Here is a 19214-nt window from a genome sequence, read left to right as displayed (position 1 = left end):
CCTTCAGCTCAGGTTGGCGATCACGGCCCAGGTGGCGATGGCCGACCCAATTGTCGTCCAGTAGCCGTATCGCTTGTAGATCTGATTGGCCCAGCGCCGTTGAGCGTCGAGGTCACCGATGTCTGACGAGACCTGCGGGTCGCTGGCGTTGCGGATCGAGCACCACAGCGGCGGGCGGGGCACGTCCGTCAGCGCCAGCGGCAACGTGGCGTCGTCCATCTCCTCGGTTCGGGCGTCGGGATAGTCGCGGACGATGCCGAAAGAGTCGGTGGTATTGGCGAAACCGAAATAGTCGACCGTTTCCACACCGCCCGCTGCGGCGCCGAACGTCAACGTCGGCGGCCGAAACGCGACCGGCGACAGGTGCTCTGCGTTCGGAGCCGTCAGGGCACCGAACATCGGCGCGTAGCTCTCGGCGTGAATCGCGGCACCGGTGAAGAGTCGCTGAGCCCACGGCTTGCTCTTGAAGTCCTTGGTGCAGTTGAACTTCGCGTTGGTGACGACGAAGACGTCGCCCAGCTGCGTCTTGGCCCCGATGCCTCCGGCGGTCCCGGTGGTGATGACCAGGCTTGGTCGCGCCTCGTCGACGATCTGCTGCCAGAGCGCGACGATCGGAGCCGAGATCGCGTCGGTGGCCAGGTGCAATTCCGACTTGATCAGCAGCACGTTGACCCCGCCGATCTTGGTCCGCGCGACGTACCCCAGGCAGCCGGCCTGGCGGGCCGGTGAACGGGTGGTCAGCTGGGGGACGTAGGTCTCCCACCGGTGCGCGTACGGCTTCCACGTCATGCTCGGCAGGCCGGGTGTCAGCACGTCCGCCAGCGCCTGCCCCTCGGCCACCGTCCACGTCACGACGACGACGTCGGCGCGCGGCAGGGGTTGATCGGCCGGCCGGTCGTACGCCGTGGCGCGCGGAATGAGCCCGTCCGGCCACGGGATCGACGCCAGCGGCGCATGCGGCGCGCGATAGATGATCCGCTCGAGGGCGTAGTCGTTGATCGGGAACGTTCGGCCCGACGAGATGTCGTCCAGTTTTTTGTCGTCAATCTGTGTGCTCAACACGGCCGTCTGCCTTTCGGTGGGTGCTTGTGGCTCGGGGCCAAGCGTTGCCGCTCTCACCCGAGGGCGGCACGCGTAGCGCGCTACTCGTTCTTCGGCCGCGAATGTGCGGTTACCCGCCGGCCCGACGTGTGTCGCCGCCGGGCCCGCGTTACCTACCGCGCTGCACCCGCCCCGCGAGAAGTCGGGTAGCCCGGTACGCATGCCAGATCGCGGTGCCCGTTCCTACGGTCGACGAACCACCACACCACCAGGAGGATGAAATGACCGTTCTACACGAAAGGCGTCCAGCCAAAACCGCTGAAATCCAGCAGGATTGGAGCCATGTCCGCGGCTATGGCTGGCGGCCGCAGCTGCCGGACGCCCGGGACAGGATGTACGCGCGGCGGCTGGGGAACCTCCCGCCGGCAGCCGACTTGCGGCCGTCGATGCCACCGGTTTACGACCAGGGGCAGCTCGGGTCGTGCACCGGCAATGCGATCGCCGGAGCGATGGAGTACGAGCGGGATCGTCAGGGGCTGCCCGATTTCATCCCCTCGCGACTGTTCGTCTACTACAACGAACGAGCGCTGGAGGGCACGGTATCCAGCGACTCCGGCGCAGTCATCAGGGATGGCATCAAAGTGGTCAACACCCAAGGTGTGTGCCCGGAGACACTGTGGCCCTACGACATCGGGATGTTCACGGTGAAGCCGCCGCAGCGCTGCTACGTCGCCGCGACCAAGGACAAGGCCGTCCAGTACGAGTCGATCCAGACTCTCGGCGAGCTCAAAGACGCCATCGCATCGAATTTCGCGGTCGTGTTCGGGTTCACCGTCTACGAGAGCTTCGAATCGCAGGCGGTCGCGCAGACCGGGGTGATGCCGTTGCCCAAGAAGGGTGAATCCGTCGTCGGTGGCCACGCCGTGCTGGCGGTGGGCTACTCGGACGCCAAAAGCCATGTCATCGTTCGCAATTCGTGGGGAGCGTCGTGGGGCGACCAGGGCTACTTCTACATGCCCTACCAGTACCTGACCGGATCCAAAGTCAGCTCTGACACCTCGCTGGTCAGCCACGCACACCTGGCGAGCGACTTCTGGGCGATTCAGGCGGTTTCGTCATAGCCGAGAACAAGAGGCGAAATCTAGTGACTAATACCGCTAGTCCGGATCCGCCGTCCGGATTAGCGGTATTATCCCTGCTCGTGGACACTCGGTCCTGGCCGATCGTGCGTCGGGAGGACGAATTCGGCGCTATCCGCTCGGCGTTGGCCGGGGGGAAAGATTTTGCCGGAATTGTGCTCTTCGGCGACGCCGGTGTGGGCAAGACAACTCTGGCCCGGGCGGTGACGCAATCGTTGCCGACGCCGGTGCACTGGGTGGCCGGAACCGAGTCGGCGCGGTCAATCCCGTTGGGTGTCTTCGCGCATCTGGTCGGCCCGGCCGCGTCCCGTGATCCGATCGCCGGGCTGGCTGCCGCTCGCGAAACGATCCGCGCCGCCGAGCACTCGATCATCGGCGTCGACGACGCGCACCTGCTCGACCACCTGTCGGCGACGCTGGTTCATCAGCTGGCGCTGGACGGATCGGTGCGCATCGTCGCGGCCGTCCGCGATGGCGAAGCGGTGCCCGACGCGATCACCTCGTTGTGGAAGGACGGCTACCTCAAACGGCTGAAGTTGACGCCGTTCAGCAAGAAGCAGTGCCTGGGATTGGTGGAGGAAGCCCTCGGCGGACGACTGGAAGGCATGTCCGGCGATCTGATGTGGGCGGCGTCGTGCGGCAACGCGCTCTACATCCGGCATCTCGTCGAGGGTGCACTCGAAGCCGGCACGCTGCGGCAGGTGCGGGGGGTGTGGCAGCTGCGCGGCCGTACCGCGGTGACCTCGGAGCTCGCGTCGCTGCTCGACGCGCGGATCGAGCAGCTTCCTGAAGACGACGCGCACACCCTGCAGCTGCTGTCGTTCGCCGAGCCGCTCTCGCTAGACACCCTGTCGGCGATGGTCGGAGCCGAAACCGTCGAGGCCGTCGAGCGCCGTGGGTTGATCCGCGTCGTCGAGGACGGCCCCGCCCTGAACGTCCGGTTCAGCCATCCGCTCTATGGCGAAGTGATCCGGCGCGGACTGGGGCGGGCCGCCACCCGCCGGCTCAAAGGCGAGTTGTTCGCCACGATGCAGCATCAGCCGATTCATGCACCCGCGCAACGCATTCGGCTTGCGGAACTGGCACTCGACAGCGACGCGACCGCCGACACCGAACTGTTCGCCGCCGCCGCCCAGGACGCGATCTCGCTCACCAACATCACGTTGGGCGAACGCTTGGCGCGCGCCGCGGTGGATCGCGGCGGCGACCTGGTCGCCAGCGAGTTGCTCGCGCGTTCGCTGCTGTGGCAAGGCAAGCCCGCCGAGGCCGAAGAGATTCTGACGGCGTTCGATCCCGACCAGATGGACGAGTTGGACCTGGTGCGGTGGGGCATGGCGCGAATCGCGAACCTGCACTGGGCGATGGGCGACGCCGCCCGGGCCGACGAGGTCCTCCAGCTGCTGCAAAGCCGGGTGACGCACCCCGCGCTGCGGCTGGTCGTCGAGGGGGTCGCGTCGACGACTCGGGCGTTTGAGAACCTGCTCGACGAGGCTGCCGTCGCGTCACAGCGGGTGCTCGACGACGCGACGGCGTCACCGCCGGCGGTCGAGTGGGCGGTGTTCGGCGGCACGCTGGCCGCGGCGCTCAGCGGGCGCGTCGACGACGCGGCGGCCATCGTGCAACGCGGACGCCAGATCGAGAACAAGGTCGACGGCCTGCTGCGCTATCCCACCGCGCTTGGCGAGATTCGCGCGCTGACCCTGGTCGCCGACTTCGACGAGGCCGAAGCCCGATCGGGGGCCATCGGCCAGATCTCGTCGCCCGGCCAGTATCTGGCCTGGGGGATGGCCAACGTCTTGTTCGGCACAATCGAAGTGGCCCGCGGGCAGTTCGGTTCCGCCGCGCCCCGGATGGAGGAAACCGTCGCCGCGCTGGCCGCGGAATCCGCCGCCTCGTGGAGCTTTCCGGCCGGGATGCTGCTGGCGCAATCCCATTGCGTGCTCGGCAATGTCGAGGCGGGCGCCAAGATCGTCGGCGAGCTGCGCAGCAAGGTCGGCCGACATGTGGCCGTGTTCGAGCCGCAGTTCCGCCTGGTCGAAGCCTGGCTGGCCGCCGCGGAAGGCCACGTCAGCGCGGCCATCGGGCGCGCGCTCGAAGCGGCCGACCTGGCCAGGGACTCCGGACAACGAGCCGTGGAGATGTTCGCCCTGCACGATGCCGCCCGGTTCGGCGACCTCACCTCGCTGCAACGGCTCGTCGACGTCGCGCAGAGCATCGGCGGCCCACTCGCCACGGTCTACGCCAAGCATGCTGCGGCGCTGTTGGAGTCGGATGCGATTGAATTACAGTCCGCCGCAGAGCAATTCGAGCGACTCGGGGTGTTGCTGTCGGCGGCGGACGCGATGGCTCAAGCCGCGGCGTTGTTCAGGGCGGCCGAGGACCGGCGGCAGTCCCAGGATGCGGCGGCGGCCGCCGACCGGTTGGCGACAGCCTGCGGTGGCGTGCAGACACCCGCGTTGGAGGTGGCGTCGCAGCCGCTGCCGCTGAGCCCACGCGAACGCGAGATCGCCAGCTTCGTCGCCCAAGGCCTGAGCAACCGCGACATCGCCGACCGGCTGGTGGTGTCGACCCGCACCGTGGAGGGCCACATCTACCGGGCCTGCATCAAGCTGGACGTCACCGACCGGGAAGGTCTGGCGCTGGTGGTCCGGCGGGGCCGCGGCAGCTGAGCCCCTGTCGGTCGGCGGTAAAACCCCGGCGCCGTCACACGTATTCTGTCTTCGACCTATTACTTGCCAGTACTGAAGACCTGAGAGAGCAACAGTGGCGCTCGTCGTGCAGAAATACGGCGGATCGTCGGTGGCCGACGCCGACCGGATCCGTCGTGTCGCCGAACGCATCGTCGAGACCAAAAAGCAGGGCAACGACGTCGTGGTGGTGGTTTCCGCGATGGGCGACACCACCGACAACCTGCTCGATCTGGCCCAGCAGGTGTGCCCGGCCCCGCCGGCGCGTGAGCTGGACATGCTGCTGACCGCCGGCGAGCGGATCTCGAACGCGCTGGTCGCGATGGCCATCGAGTCGCTGGGTGCGCAGGCCCGGTCGTTCACCGGGTCGCAGGCCGGCGTCATCACCACCGGTGCCCACGGCAAGGCCAAGATCATCGACGTCACCCCGACCCGGCTGCAGGCCGCCCTCGACGAGGGCCGGATCGTGCTGGTCGCGGGGTTCCAGGGGGTCAGCCAGGACACCCGGGACGTCACCACGCTGGGCCGCGGCGGCTCGGACACCACCGCGGTCGCGCTGGCCGCGGCGCTGCACGCCGACGTCTGCGAGATCTACACCGACGTGGACGGCATCTTCAGCGCCGACCCGCGGATCGTCCCCAACGCCCGCCGGCTGGACACGGTCACCTTCGAGGAGATGCTCGAAATGGCCGCCTGCGGGGCGAAGGTCCTGATGCTTCGCTGCGTGGAATACGCCCGCCGCTACAACATCCCGGTGCACGTCCGCTCGTCGTATTCGGACAAGCCCGGCACCATCGTCACCGGATCGATCGAGGACATACCCATGGAAGAACCCATCCTGACCGGCGTCGCACACGACCGCAGCGAGGCCAAGGTGACCGTCGTCGGCATCCCGGACTACCCGGGCTATGCCGCGAAGATCTTCCGCGCCGTCGCCGACGCCGACGTCAACATCGACATGGTGCTGCAGAACGTCTCCAAGATCGAGAACGGCAAGACCGACATCACCTTCACCTGCCCCCGCGACGCCGGTCCGGCCGCGGTGGCCAAGCTGGACGCGATGAAGGACGAGATCGGGTTCAGCCAAGTGCTTTACGACGATCACATCGGCAAGGTCTCGTTGATCGGCGCCGGTATGCGCAGCCATCCCGGGGTCACCGCCACGTTCTGTGAGGCGCTCGCCCAGGTCGGCGTCAACATCGACCTGATCTCCACGTCGGAGATCCGGATTTCCGTGCTCTGCCGCGACACCGAACTAGACAAGGCCGTCGTCGCGTTACACGAAGCATTCGGCCTCGGCGGTGCCGAGGAGGCCACGGTGTATGCGGGGACAGGACGATAGATGGTTGCCATTGGGGTAGTGGGCGCCACCGGCCAGGTGGGCCAGGTGATGCGCAGGTTGCTCGACGAGCGTGATTTCCCGGCGACCGATGTGCGGTTCTTCGCCTCGGCCCGGTCGCAGGGCCGCAAGCTGCCGTTCCGCGGTCAGGAGATCGAGGTCGAGGACGCCGAAACGGCTGACCCGACCGGTCTGGACATCGCCTTGTTCTCCGCGGGTGCGACGATGTCGCGGGTCCAGGCGCCGCGGTTCGCGGCGGCCGGTGTGACCGTGATCGACAACTCGTCGGCGTTCCGCAAGGACGACGACGTGCCGCTGGTGGTGTCCGAGGTCAACTTTGCCGACGCGAAGCACCGGCCGAAGGGGATCATCGCCAACCCCAACTGCACGACGATGGCCGCGATGCCGGTGCTCAAGGTGTTGCACGACGAGGCCCAGCTGGTCCGGCTGGTGGTGTCGAGCTACCAGGCCGTGTCCGGCAGCGGGCTGGCCGGGGTGTCCGAGCTGGCCGAGCAGGCCCGCGCCGTCATCGACGGTGCCGAGCAGTTGGTGCACGACGGCAACGCGTTGCCGTTCCCGGCTCCGAAGACGTACGTCGCGCCGATCGCCTTCAATGTCGTTCCGCTGGCCGGCAAGCTGGTCGACGACGACTCCGGCGAAACCGACGAAGACCAGAAGCTGCGCAACGAGAGCCGCAAGATCCTGGGCATTCCGGACCTACTGGTCAGCGGCACCTGCGTCCGGGTGCCAGTGTTCACAGGTCACTCGCTGTCGATCAATGCCGAATTCGCGCAACCGCTTTCGCCGCAACGCGCTCGCGAAATCCTTGGCACCGCCCCCGGGGTGAAGGTGGTCGACGTGCCGACGCCGCTGGCCGCCGCCGGTGTCGACGAGTCGCTGGTCGGCCGGATCCGGCGCGACCCCGGCGCACCCGACGGCCGCGGACTGGCCCTGTTCGTTTCCGGGGACAATCTGCGTAAAGGCGCGGCACTGAACACTATTCAAATCGCCGAGTTACTCGCCGCCGAGCTGTGATTTGCGGGTGACCCTCGCCCGCCGCTCACTCATGTTCGCAGGTTTGCTTGCCTGCCAAGGGTTTTCGCCCGCCTATGCCGATCCGCCGGCACCGATGCCGCAGCCGGTGTTGCAGCCGTTGGCGCCCGGCGAGGTGATCCGCATCGGCCCCGCCGCGGGTACCGGCACGCCGACCCGCGACTACGGGATAGGTGCGACCGATCTGTGCGTGTTCCTGGAATTTCCCACCGATGTCGTGCAAGTCTGCGGCGACAGCTTTGCCGGTCAAGGGGTCGGCTTCGGCGGCTGGTTTTCGCCGATCGCGTTGCGGGTGGACACCTCGTCGGTCGATGATCCGGATGGCGTGAAATACACCGGGGTCACCGGAATCAACGAGCCGTTGCTGGCCGACCCCACTCCGGCCGGCGCATCCCAGCTGCCGGCTGGGACCGTGCGGATCAACCGGCAGAACTACGTGTTGATCACCACCACCAAAGACCTGGTTCCGCAGAACTCACGGTTGGTGAAAGCCGAGCCGATACAAGGGCTTTGGCAGACAGTGGCCGGTTCAGTCCGCGACGCCGACTATGCTGGCGGGCAGCAGTCGCAGATCAGCGGCTACTACGACCCGATACCGACCCCGGAGTCGCAGACCGGCTGGGTCTACCTCGTCGCCGACAGCTTCGACCGCAGTCAGCCGATGGTGCTCTACCGCGTCGCGCCGGAGAATTTCGGCGACCGATCCCGTTGGCAGGGCTGGGCGCCAGGTCCCGACGGCGGCTGGGGGAAATCCCCAATCCCGTTGTGGGGCGACCAGATTGGCGAGATCAGCATGACGCAGATCGACGGCAAGTCGGTGTTGTCGTATTTCAACGCAAGCACCGGAAACATGGAAGTGCGAGTGGCCGACGATCCGACCTCGTTGAGCAGCGCCCCGGTCACCACGGTGGTCCAGCACGACGACTGGCCCGAGCCCGCCGAAAGCCTGCCCGATCCGCACGACAACCGGCTGGCTCAGCCGTACGGCGGCTACATCTCGCCCGGCTCGACGCTGGACGAGGTGCGCGTGTTTGTCAGCCAATGGCACAACAGCGATGCGCGCGCCCGCTCGCCGTACCGGGTGATCCAGTTCGCCGTCAATCCGTTCAAGCCCTGGTCGCAGCCGTAACTGAGCGACCGTTCCTTAGGTACGTCAGTTGTTGGTTGGTGGGGGTTGTGGTTGGAAGGGTGTGTACCACCACCAGTCGGCGCGTTCGCCGAGGGGCCCGGTCCAGGGTGCGACCGCTGGTGGGGGTTGTTTGGGTGGGCGTGCGATTGATCCTGGGTGCAACTCGGTACCGGAGCTGTCGGTGATGACGAGCTGGTCGGCGGGTCCGGTGATGGTGATGTCGCCGCGGTGGTGCAAGCGGTGGTGATACGGGCAGACCAGCACCAGGTTGGCCAGCTCGGTCTCACCGCCGTCTTCCCAGTGCCGGATGTGGTGGGCGTGCAGACCGCGGGTGGCCCCGCACCCGGGAACCGCGCACGTGCGGTCGCGGTGCTCGAGCGCACGGCGCAGCCGCCGGTTGATCAGCCGCGTCGCCCGCCCGGCCCCGATCGGCTCGCCGTGGCGGTGAAACCAGACTTCGCAGGTGGCATCACAGGTCAGCTCTGCGCGCTCGGCATCAGACAGCAGCGGACCCAGATGCAGGGCGCCAGCACGCTTCTCCACGTCGAGGTGCACCACCACGGTGGTGTGCTGCCCGTGGGGCCGGCGGGTGGCTTCGGCGTCCCAGCCCGAGGCGACCAGGCGCAGGAACGCCTCGAGGGTGCCCGGCATCGGCGGCGCGACATCCGTTGCGCCCTCGCTGTCGTCGTGATCGCGTTTCCACTCGGTGACCAGCGCATCACGATGAGCCCCCAGTGCGGCGTCGAACGTCGCCGCATCCAGGTGCCCCAGTTTGATCCGCCACCAGCTGAACTGCTCGTCGGTGGTCTTGGTGATCGAGGGCCCCGGTTGTGGGCCAGCATCGGGTTCGGGTCGGGGCTCCAGGTTGACCGCGGTGCGCAACTGGTTGACCGTCGCGACCGCGGCCAGCTGCGCGTAATGGGCATCAGAGCCCGCACCCGCGCGTGCGGCGATCACCCCGAGCTGATCCAGCGACAGCCGGCCCTGCCGCATCCCCGCCGCGCAGCGGGGAAACTCCTCGAGCCGGCGCGCCACCGTGGTGATCGTGTGGGCATGTCCCGACGACGCACCCAGCTTCCAGGCCACCAACGCCGCCACCGACCGCGCACCCGTCGCCCCGCACAGCTCGTCGCGATCCATCTCCGCGACGATCTCCACAATCCGCCCGTCAATCGCGTTGCGCTGACCCGCTAACTCCGCCAACTCCTCAAACAACACCTCAAGACGCGCAGCACGGCTCACCACCTCAGGAGCCAATGCGGTCAACGACATAACCCCATCGTCACACCAGGGTCCGACACGTTTCGGCCGCCGATCCCGCCATCTAAAACGTGAACGCGGCACACACGCCGTCGACATCGCCGAAACAGAAACGGTGCTATTTCAGGCATTGGCCGGCATCGATCGGCAGTGTGACACCGGTGATGTAGCGGGATTCGTCGGAGGCGAGGAACAGCACCGCGTTGCTGATGTCCTGCGCCTCCACCCACGGAATCGGCAGCGTGTGGAATGCCTGGCAGAACGGAGCCAAATCGTCAGGCCCGGGATTCTCGAGGTCGGGCCGGACAAATCTGTAGAGCCCCTCGTTCAGCAGCATCGGCGTGTCCACGAAAGTGGGATGCACCGAGTTGACGCGGATCATGTGCTGTCCCAATTCGACCGCGAACGCCCGCATCAAACCAACGACACCGTGTTTGGACGCCACGTAATGACCGAGAAGCAGATTGTTGTAGGCCTTGAACCCGTTGACCGAACTTGTCAGCACGATCGAACCCCCGCGGCCGCCTGCCAACATATGGGGCACACCGGCTTTCACGGTCTTCCACACGCCCGACAGGTTCACGTCGATCATGTCCTGCCAATCTTGTTCGCCGACTTTGTCGAGTCTGCCGCCGTCGTCGTTGCCGGCGTTGCTGATCCCTGCATTGGCGACGATCACGTCCAGCCGGCCCAGCTGGTCCACGCCGCTGTCCACTGCGGCCTTGAGGGACTCGTAGTCGCGCACGTCGACCTCGGCGGTCATTATGCGGCGGTTGTGTTCCCGCACTAGATCCGCGGTTTCGGCCAGGTCCGCCGGTGTCGGCGACGGGTCTAAGAATCCCTCGATCGGCCGACAGATGTCGATGGCGATGATGTCCGCACCTTCTTGCGCCAATCGAATCGCATGCGTTCGGCCCTGACCGCGCGCCGCCCCAGTGATGAATGCGACCTTGCCTTCGACTCGCCCAGCCATGACCGACAGTATCCCGAATATGTTGGCGGATAAATTATTTCGAGGCGCACATTTGTGGGACGATGGACCCGGTCGCGCTGAAAGGCGGCGCCGCGTGAGGAAGGAAGCGCCACGCCATCACGTCGCCCTGAGCTCTCGAGCATGGCGGATGACTATGCGCAGCATGCTCTTTCGCAGCGCGCGGCCTTCGAGGCGGCGCATCCTGCCGTGCTGGCCGCCGCGGAGCAGCTCACGAACGAACCGGTGCTCCGCGTGGCCGATTTGGGCGCGGCCGATGGGGTGAATTCCCACGGCCTGATCCGTGGTCTCGCGGCGCTGCGCGGCGGCCGGCCGCTGCTCTACGCGCTCGTCGATCTCCCGACGAACGCGTGGGGCATCGCCGCGCGGCACCTGCGAGACGCCTTCGACGCGGCTGCCCACGAGGGTGAGATCGTTCTCATCCCTGCGCCGGACGAGGCCGGTCCCGGCGTTGCCGACACCGGGATGGGCGCCCATTACTCCGTGCCGGAGGCCCACGGCGCGGGCTGGCGACGAGCGCTTGATCACGTTCCGCCGCCGGCGACGGTTGTCTCCATGGCCGGAATCCCGCTCCACCAGGCGCCCTGCCTGCCACCGGGCACGGTGCATATCGCCGTCAGCGGGACGTGCATGCACTGGGTGCCCGACGCCGCCGACCTTGCCGTAACCGGCTCGATCTTCCCCGGCCATCCCGACCAAGTGGACGAGAACGAGCGCCGCGCCTGGCGCAACGCCGCAGCGCGAAATTGGGAGCGATTGCTTGGGATGCGCGCAGTGGAGCTGGCGCCAGGCGGATGGTTTATCGCCGCCGTCCCGGCCTCCACCGCCCCATGCCCGCGCAGGACCGGGCTCTACGACGAGATCATCGGCGACATGAACCTCTTGCTGGCCGAGTGGCGCCGCTCGGATCGGATTAGCGACGCCGCCGTCACCGCGGCCGTCGTTCCGGTCTGGGCGCGCACTCTCGACGAGTTCCGGGCTCCGTTCGAGGCGGGCGGCGGGCGCTTCGCCGGGCTCGAACTCGAAAGCTGCGAGCTGTTCCGTCTCGACAATCCCTACTGGCACGACGATCCCGCGGTGTTCGCACGGGAATACGTGCAGAGCGTGGTCGCATGGGGAGGGCCGCTCTTCCTCCGTGCGTTCGCGCGCGAGGGCGAGGCCCGCGCCGCAGGTCTCCTCGCTGAGTTTTTCGCACAGCTCCAGGAGCGCGTCGCGGAGGCCCCCGACCGCTATCGCTGGGACTACGTCGAGGCCCTTGTCATCTGCCAGAAGGTGGAATAGCGCTAGGTGTTGGCTTAGTTCTGTTCGGGCCCTGTCGATTTGATCGTAGGCATAGTTAGCGATCTCGGCGGTCGTCATCGTTTCGCCCCTGCGGGCGAGTGATTCGTAGGTCTGGTCGCCGAGCATATGGCGCAGGTGCGCGGCCGCGGTACGGAACTCTGCTACCATCCCCGCGGCCGTAGGAGCGACGCGCGCGAAACCGGCTACAACGGCAGCTGTTTCGTAGTGTTCATGCCGGGCGAGAAACGTCACGAGCAGTCCGAGCGCGGCTCGGATCTGACCGACGTTGTCCGCGCTCGAATAGGTCCGGATTGCCTGCGCGATGTTGTCGAGGGCGACCAGCGGATCGGTCCGGCCGGCCTCCATTCGGGACAGGGTCATCGCCCGTGTCATCGCAAGATAGGTCTGCACGGTCCGATTGCCGCTTTCTTCGGCGATCGCCTGTCCCCTGCCCAAAGCGTCGAGCGCCCCATGAGGGTCTTCCGCACTCCACGCCATGGCGTAGCACAGCAACGAGAATGAGATGACATAAGGGTTGTGGGTCGCTTCGGCGGCCTCGATCATTCCGGATGCGGCAGATCGCGCTTCGTCACCATGACCTGCGTTCGCCAGTGATACGACGATGCAGGCCCGCGTGAGTCCACAAACATCCTGACAGCGGGCTAAGTGCTCACGGTAGAAATTGGCGTATTGCTCCGGTTCGCCGATGGCGCTGTAGACGGCTCCTAGCCAAAGATCGTGCAGGCCGAGTGGCGCACCACCGATACCGCGCTCTATTGCCGTCCGACCAACGTTGTTATAGGCCAAGGAGTCGTCGATTCGGCCGAGCAGGTAGCACAGCGAGGCGATCGAACACACCGACACCAGACGCGGATGGTCTACGGCCTGAACCGCTTCGACGATTTCTTCAGCCCAGGTGACCGGCTCCAGATTATCCAGCATGACAGCGAGCCAACCTGACAGGCTTGCGATGGCAGCGGCGGCGTCAAGGTCATCTTCGTCGGCCGCCCAGCGAAACGCGGTGCGCAAGTTGGCCAACTCCGTTCCAAACCAGTCGTACGCATCACGTTGTCGGGGGCTGTCCCACAGCGCCATGATGTCGGCTTCTTTTGCGGCGAAGTGGCGAGCATGTGCGGCGCGTGCCTCCGTAGCCGCTTCGTGGGCGACGAGTTGCTCCTCGGCGAATTGGCGGATCGTCTCCAGCATTGAATACCGTGTTTGACCAGCAGATCGCTCGGCGGCAAGCAGCGACTTGCGCACTAAGGCGTCGAGCACCTCGAGAATGGTGTAGTCGTCTTCGTCAACAAAACCGCTTACCGCACAAGCGCTTTCGATGTCAAAGCCGCCGGCGAATACCGAACATCGTTCCAGCAGTGACTTTTCCGCGTCGTCGAGGAGGTCGTACGACCACGCGACCGCATGACGCAAAGTTTGATGGCGCGCCAGTCCGCGTCTTGACCCGACCAGCAGCCGGAACCGTTGATCAAGCCGATTACGCACGTCACTGGCGCTCATCGACGCCATTCGCGATCCTGCAAGTTCGACGGCCAGCGGAATCCCGTCCAGTCTGCGGCAAATGTCGACTACTGCGGACGCCTCGGTGGGGTGAGCCATGGAGAAGTCCGACGCGACACTTTGCGCACGCTCGACGAAAAGCTGTACAGCCGCTGATTTGATTCCGGCACTGACGTCAAGTGACGGCACACGCCAAATCTGCTCGGCGGCAACCCCTAATCCTTCGCGGCTGGTAGCGAGAACTTTCACATTCGCCGAATGCAGCAGGATGGCCTCCACCAGGTCAGCCGCGGCGTCGAGCACATGTTCACAGTTGTCGATGACCAGCAGGCGGATTCGGCCCTGTAGCGCGTCGGTCACCGACTCGGTTACCGACTTTCCGCGTTGCTGGCTGATGCCCAATATCGCTGCCACCGCGTCGGGCACCGCCGTCGGATCAGTGACCGTGGCCAATTCGAACAGCCAAACCCCGTCCGGGAACTCGTCGGCGAGCCGGTCAGCGACCTCGACCGCCAGGCGGGTCTTGCCGACTCCGCCCACGCCGGTCAGTGTCACCAGCCGATGGGCCTTGACTGCGGCTTGCACCTCGGCAACGTCGGACTCGCGTCCGATCAAGCTCGAACTCGCCCGCCGCAGATTCCCCGAACTCGTATCCAGCGCGCGCAGCGGCGGAAACTCGCTAAGCAAGCCCTCGGCTTGCACCTGGAACACCTTGACCGGCATCGGGACATCGCGCAATCGTCGCGGGCCTAAATCGACCAGCGCGACGCCGCTGACGAGTCCCGCGGTCGAGTCAGCCACGAGAATCTGACCGCCGTGCCCGGCGGCCATCACTCGTGCGGCCCGGTTGAGCACCGCACCGAAGTAATCCCCGTCGCGCAGTTCGGCCTCGCCGGTCGCCAGCCCCATCCGCACCGGCAACTCCAACTTGCGCTGCGCAGCCACCGCGGCATCGACTGCCGCCCTCGGCGAAGCAAACGCGGCACAGACTCCATCACCGGTGTGCTTGAACAACACGCCGCCGTGGGCGTCGATCGCAGTCCTCAGCGTGTCATCGTGCGCCGTCAACGCCGCCCGCATCGCATCGGCGTCGGCTTCCCACCGACGGGTCGAACCCTCGACGTCGGTGAACAGAAACGTCACCACCCCCGAAGGAGCAGACGTCGCGGACACGCTCAGCCACCCTTCAATTCTGTTCGGGCTTGCTCGATTTCGTCGAACGCGTACGTCACGATCGCGGCGATGGTCATCGACTTTCCCTTGCGTGCCAGCGATTCGTAGCCCGGGTCGCCGAAAACCTCACGCAGATGAGCGATCACCGAATCAACCTCGGGAAAGACCAGACGAGATCCTGGCACGTCGCCGTATCCCATGATGGTTGCGGCCGCTTCATACCGGCCAAGTCGATCGAAAAGAATGGCGATCATCGCCAGCGGGCCGGTTATCAGCAAAAAGCTGCCCGATTCCTGGTAACCGCGGGCGGCGGAAACCATGTAATCGAGGGCTTCGATGGGATCGCCCTGGTTAGCGGCAATCCTCGACAGCCCAACGAAAATAGTTGACTCGATGAACCGATTGCCACTGTCGTGCGCAATCTGCATCGCACGACGACTGACGTCGTAGGCTGCCGCGGGGTCGGCGCCGCGGTGGGTCCAGCCATGCCCGTTCAGCGCAAACGCTTTGAGAAACGGATTGTCGGTGGCGTCTGCCGCCGCCAGTAGGCCCTCCGCGGCCTCCATGGCATCGTCGAAGGCGCCGGCGTTGGCCAGCGACATCGCCAGCTGCGTGCACGGGACTATGTCCGCGCCGGACGTTCTCGCAATCGTTTGGCGAATCATCGCCACCGTCTTCTCCGGCTCACCCTTCAGGTGGTACGCCGTGCCGAGGGTTGACTCGAAACCGAACGGGAGGTCGGCGTAGCCGCCGCGCTGAAGGGCCGCCTGGCCGACCTTGATAAAGCTGATCGCTTCATCGACGCGGCCGGCGGCATAGCATTGTGCGGCCATTGCGCACAGCTGCACAAGCCGCCGGTGGTCGGCGGCCTGCGCGGGCCCGATGAGCTCTTCCGCCCAGGTCACTGGCTCGAAGGTGTAAGAACACACACCGAGAAATGAGGCGTAGAAGGCGATCGTCGCGGCGTTGTCCAAGTCGCCGCGATCGACGCTCCAGCGGAACGCGGCACGCAAGTTTGGCAGTTCGCGCGCCAGCCACTCATAGCTCTCGCGCTGACGGGGGCTATCCCACAGTGCCAGCATCTCGTCTTCGCGTGCCGCGAAGTAGTGGGCGTGCCCATCGCGGGTGCGGTCGGCCTCGCCGCTACTGACCAGTTGCTCTTCGGCGAACTGGCGGATGGTCTCCAGCATCGAATACCGCGTCCGGCCAGACGATTGTCCGGCGACCAGAAGCGACTTGCGGACCAATGCGTCGAGTAGGTCCAGCACTGCAAGCTCGTCACCGGAGTCTGCGATCGCGCGCGCAGCGGCCAAGTCGAATCCGCCGGCGAACACCGAACACCTTGCCAGAAGGGACTTTTCGTTATCGTCGAGCAGATCGTAGGACCATTGAACCGCCTGCCGGAGGGTCTGGTGGCGCTCGAGACCGCGCCGGGATCCTGTGAGCAGGCGAAATCGGTCATCAAGGCGCTCGTGCAATTCGGCGGCGGTCATGGATTGCATTCGCGACGCGGCCAATTCGATAGCCAGCGGGATGCCGTCGAGGCGACGACAAACTTCGGCCACCGCGTTCGCCTGATCGGTGTCGCTCAACGCCAATGTGGGCGACACGGCTTTCGCGCGTTCGACGAACAATGCTGCTGCGGTCGAGTCCGCTCCATCACGGGTGTCCAGCGATGGCACTGGCCACAATTGCTCGTCGGCCAACCGCAGGCCCTCCCTGCTGGTGGCCAAGATCTTCACCGTTGCCGAGTGCTGCAGTATCGCGTCAACTAGCTCGGCGGCGGCGTCGAGAAGGTGTTCGCAGTTGTCGAACACCAGCAGCCTGGAGCGCCCCTCGAGCGCGGCGGCCACGCTGTCGGCGAGGTTCATGCCCGGTTGTTGAGTGAGCCCGAGCGTTGCCGCGACCGCCTCGGCGACAGCGGCGGGATCACCGACGGGAGCGAGCTCAACCACCCAAACTCCGTCCACGAATTCAGCTGCCAGACGCGCTGCAACCTCCACCGCGAGCCGAGTCTTGCCAACGCCACCCGGGCCGGTGAGCGTTACCAATCGGTGTGCCTTGAGCGTTGCCAGCAGATCTGCGATTTCGGCCTCACGCCCGAGAAAGCTGGTGGTAGCTGACCGTAGATTGCCCGGTGTCGAATCGAGCGTCAGCAGCGCCGGAAAGTCCGTACGAAGTCCATCCGCCACAACCTGAAAAATGTTGACGGGTCTGGAAATGTCGCGAAGCCGTCGTACCCCCAGATCGGCCAGCTTTACACCGGACAGAAGCTCCACGGTGGCGGCGTCGACCAATATCTGACCGCCGTGCCCGGCGGCCATCACCCGTGCGGCCCGGTTGAGCACCGCACCGAAGTAATCCCCGTCGCGCAGTTCGGCCTCGCCGGTCGCCAGCCCCATCCGCACCGGCAACTCCAACTTGCGCTGCGCAGCCACCGCGGCATCGACTGCCGCCCTCGGCGAAGCAAACGCGGCACAGACTCCATCACCGGTGTGCTTGAACAACACGCCGCCGTGGGCGTCGATCGCAGTCCTCAGCGTGTCATCGTGCGCCGTCAACGCCGCCCGCATCGCATCGGCGTCGGCTTCCCACCGACGGGTCGAACCCTCGACGTCGGTGAACAGAAACGTCACGACACCAGCTGGCGGGGGCCCCGCGGACATCCTCACAGGATTTCACAAGGAATTCGGCCCCGCGTCGAACTCGACGGATCATGGCTCGGGTCAGGCCAGCGCACTCATAGCTGTTTCATAAGTTGCGCCCAGCGACACCTATTCGTGGCTCCGCATCATTCCAGGTATGAGCGAAACACCTGACACCCCAACAACACCGACCACGGTTGCCACAGAGCCGGCAGCAGTGGCGGTCAAACCGTATTGGCTCTACCGATTCGCGGCCTGGGTCGGAATCATCGCCGGCATCGTGTTCATCGTCTTGAGCGTCTTCTTCGCCGGCTTCAGGGTCGCCCACCTGGGCCATCACCACTGCCACCACCACGGCTGGCGTCACCACTCGATGATGAACCACCAGGGTGGCCCGCAACACGGCCAGGGCGCCGGATTCCATCACGGCATCGGCGGCCCGGGTCCGTCGCAGACGCCGGAGTCGGTTGCTCCGTCGTTGGCGCCGGCGCAGCCGTAGCCTCAGATTCCACCAGCCCGGCGTCCCTCAGGAGGCGCCGGGCCCCTCATTTTGGGTACCCCACCCCGGTAATGGACTGGTCGCGGACGCCTCAGACCTGAGGCATTATGCGGGGTATGAGCGAGAGTCCCGAGCCGTCCGCCCCGCCGTCGCCCGCCGCGCCGGTGCCTTTATTGGCTCCGACACCGCAATCCGAGCGGCTCTATCAGGCCGCCGCGTGGGTGGCGATCATCGCCGGGGTAACGCTGATTGCCGTCGTGCTCCTGAAATTCGCCTGGGTGCTCGGTTATTAGTGCGGCGGGCGACCTGCCAATCGAGTTGATCTCCCGACTCGCCTGCGCTGCTGGTTGATGGCCGGACCGTGGCTGGGCATGATCGACACATGACCCAAGCACCCGAACCTCCGATCCAGCCGCCGGCGGGCCCGCACATCGTCGCGCCCCCGCTTGCAGCGAAGCACGCCCGGCTCTATCAGGCCGCGGCGTGGGTGGTGATCGTGGCCGGCACCGTTTTCGTGCTGGCGGTCGTCTTTTTCGCCGGTGCCGAGGTCAGCGGCCACGGCCCGCAATATCGCCACCACCATGGGATGTTCGCGCCGGACGTGCCGGGTGGCCCCGACGGCCCGCCGCCCTATGTCGTCTTCCCGGGCGGACCGTTCCCGCCGGGTGCGGGTCCGTGGGGCCCGTGGGGACCGGGAATGGGGCCCGGCGCACCCGGCGGCCACGGCGGCCACGGTGGGCACGGCGGTCCCGACGAGCCTCCGCCGCCACCTCCGACGTACACGCCGTAGCGGCGGCTATGACCAGGCGGGTCTCTTCGGTCGCAGTCGTATTCGGTTGCGCCGCAGCCGTAATCGCCGCCCCGATCGCCGCCGCCCGTCCGTCGGATCCCGGCGTGGTGAGCTACGCCGTTTTGGGCAAGGGTTCGGTGGGCAACATCGTCGGCGGTCCTATGCGTGAGGAGTCGCTGTTCACTCAGCCGTTCCAGAGTTACTTCGTCGACAATCCGGCGTGCAACAACTGGGCCGACATCGGGTTGCCGGAGGTCTACGACGACCCGGATCTGGCGTCGTTCAACGGGGCCAGCACGCAGACGTCGCCCACCGACCAGACGCATTTCGTCAAGCAGGCAGTCGGGGTGTTCGCCACCGGCGCCGCGGCCGACGCGGCGTTCCACCGGGTGGTGGACCGCACGGTTGGTTGTTCGGGTCAGACCACGCCCATGCACCTGGACAACGGCACCACGCAGGTGTGGTCGTTCGACGGTGGTCCGGCCGGCGCCGCCGACGCGGCGTGGAGCAAGCAGGAGGCCGGCACCGACCGGCGATGTTTCGTCCAGACCCGGCTGCGGGAAAACGTCGTGCTGCAAGCCAAAGTCTGTCAGTCCGGCAACGGCGGTCCGGCCGTGAACGTACTGGCCGGCGCCATCCAGAACGCGCTCGGACAATAGTCCCGTAAAGCCC

14 protein-coding genes are annotated in these 19214 nt (G+C 66.3%); 9 read left to right on the top strand and 5 right to left on the bottom strand.

Going from position 1 to position 19214, the window contains the following annotated elements; all coding sequences use genetic code 11:
- Positions 1–3: 3 nt before the first annotated feature.
- The gene (locus A5658_RS16335; protein WP_156751506.1) at positions 4–1059 is read right to left on the bottom strand and encodes a hypothetical protein; all 1056 of its coding nucleotides are present in this window, start codon (positions 1057–1059) and stop codon (positions 4–6) included.
- Positions 1060–1322: 263 nt separating this feature from the next.
- Here A5658_RS16335 and A5658_RS16330 point away from each other — a divergent pair, with 263 nt between their 5' ends.
- From A5658_RS16330 to A5658_RS16310, 5 genes are all read left to right on the top strand, one after another.
- A complete protein-coding gene (locus A5658_RS16330) occupies positions 1323–2162 on the top strand; it encodes a C1 family peptidase (RefSeq protein ID WP_082993210.1) in 840 nt (279 codons plus the stop codon).
- Between the two features lie 80 nt (positions 2163–2242).
- On the top strand, positions 2243–4849 hold the full coding sequence (locus A5658_RS16325; protein ID WP_231997341.1) for a LuxR family transcriptional regulator: 2607 nt from the start codon (positions 2243–2245) through the stop codon (positions 4847–4849).
- A gap of 94 nt (positions 4850–4943) precedes the next feature.
- Positions 4944–6209: an aspartate kinase gene (locus A5658_RS16320; protein ID WP_067337170.1), complete on the top strand. Its 1266-nt coding sequence runs from the start codon at positions 4944–4946 to the stop codon at positions 6207–6209.
- Complete coding sequence (locus tag A5658_RS16315) at positions 6210–7241, top strand: aspartate-semialdehyde dehydrogenase (protein WP_067337167.1); 1032 nt, start codon at positions 6210–6212, stop codon at positions 7239–7241. It begins immediately after the preceding gene.
- Positions 7242–7272: 31 nt separating this feature from the next.
- Positions 7273–8388: a DUF4185 domain-containing protein gene (locus A5658_RS16310; protein WP_067337229.1), complete on the top strand. Its 1116-nt coding sequence runs from the start codon at positions 7273–7275 to the stop codon at positions 8386–8388.
- A 24-nt stretch (positions 8389–8412) separates the two neighbouring features.
- Here the strand turns inward: A5658_RS16310 and A5658_RS16305 are convergent, their stop codons facing one another.
- The 4 genes from A5658_RS16305 to A5658_RS16290 form a co-directional block, all read right to left on the bottom strand.
- Entirely contained in the window at positions 8413–9660 is a 1248-nt protein-coding gene (locus A5658_RS16305) for an HNH endonuclease signature motif containing protein (RefSeq protein ID WP_067337164.1), read from the bottom strand.
- Positions 9661–9766: 106 nt separating this feature from the next.
- The gene (locus tag A5658_RS16300) at positions 9767–10621 is read right to left on the bottom strand and encodes a mycofactocin-coupled SDR family oxidoreductase (RefSeq protein WP_067337161.1); all 855 of its coding nucleotides are present in this window, start codon (positions 10619–10621) and stop codon (positions 9767–9769) included.
- A 117-nt stretch (positions 10622–10738) separates the two neighbouring features.
- Positions 10739–14578, bottom strand: coding sequence for an AAA family ATPase (locus tag A5658_RS16295; RefSeq protein WP_082993213.1), 3840 nt, complete (start codon positions 14576–14578; stop codon positions 10739–10741).
- Between the two features lie 32 nt (positions 14579–14610).
- The gene (locus A5658_RS16290; protein WP_067337155.1) at positions 14611–17274 is read right to left on the bottom strand and encodes an adenylate/guanylate cyclase domain-containing protein; all 2664 of its coding nucleotides are present in this window, start codon (positions 17272–17274) and stop codon (positions 14611–14613) included.
- A 136-nt stretch (positions 17275–17410) separates the two neighbouring features.
- On the opposite strand from A5658_RS16290, the gene A5658_RS16285 reads away from it, so the two are divergent.
- The 4 genes from A5658_RS16285 to A5658_RS16275 all read left to right on the top strand — a co-directional run bounded on the left by A5658_RS16285 (position 17411) and on the right by A5658_RS16275 (position 19201).
- Positions 17411–17752: a hypothetical protein gene (locus tag A5658_RS16285; protein ID WP_082993209.1), complete on the top strand. Its 342-nt coding sequence runs from the start codon at positions 17411–17413 to the stop codon at positions 17750–17752.
- Between the two features lie 116 nt (positions 17753–17868).
- Positions 17869–18045 (top strand): hypothetical protein, encoded by a 177-nt coding sequence (locus A5658_RS28165; RefSeq protein ID WP_156751505.1) that lies wholly within the window; start codon positions 17869–17871, stop codon positions 18043–18045.
- A gap of 89 nt (positions 18046–18134) precedes the next feature.
- The gene (locus A5658_RS28160) at positions 18135–18542 is read left to right on the top strand and encodes a hypothetical protein (RefSeq protein WP_067337149.1); all 408 of its coding nucleotides are present in this window, start codon (positions 18135–18137) and stop codon (positions 18540–18542) included.
- Positions 18543–18550: 8 nt separating this feature from the next.
- A complete protein-coding gene (locus A5658_RS16275; RefSeq protein WP_067337147.1) occupies positions 18551–19201 on the top strand; it encodes a sensor domain-containing protein in 651 nt (216 codons plus the stop codon).
- Positions 19202–19214: the final 13 nt, after the last annotated feature.

The sequence above is a fragment of the Mycobacterium sp. 1245111.1 genome, from assembly GCF_001673405.1.
Classification (GTDB): domain Bacteria; phylum Actinomycetota; class Actinomycetes; order Mycobacteriales; family Mycobacteriaceae; genus Mycobacterium.
Note: the sequence above shows the minus strand (reverse complement) of the source record. Positions and strands in the feature narration are given on the sequence as shown.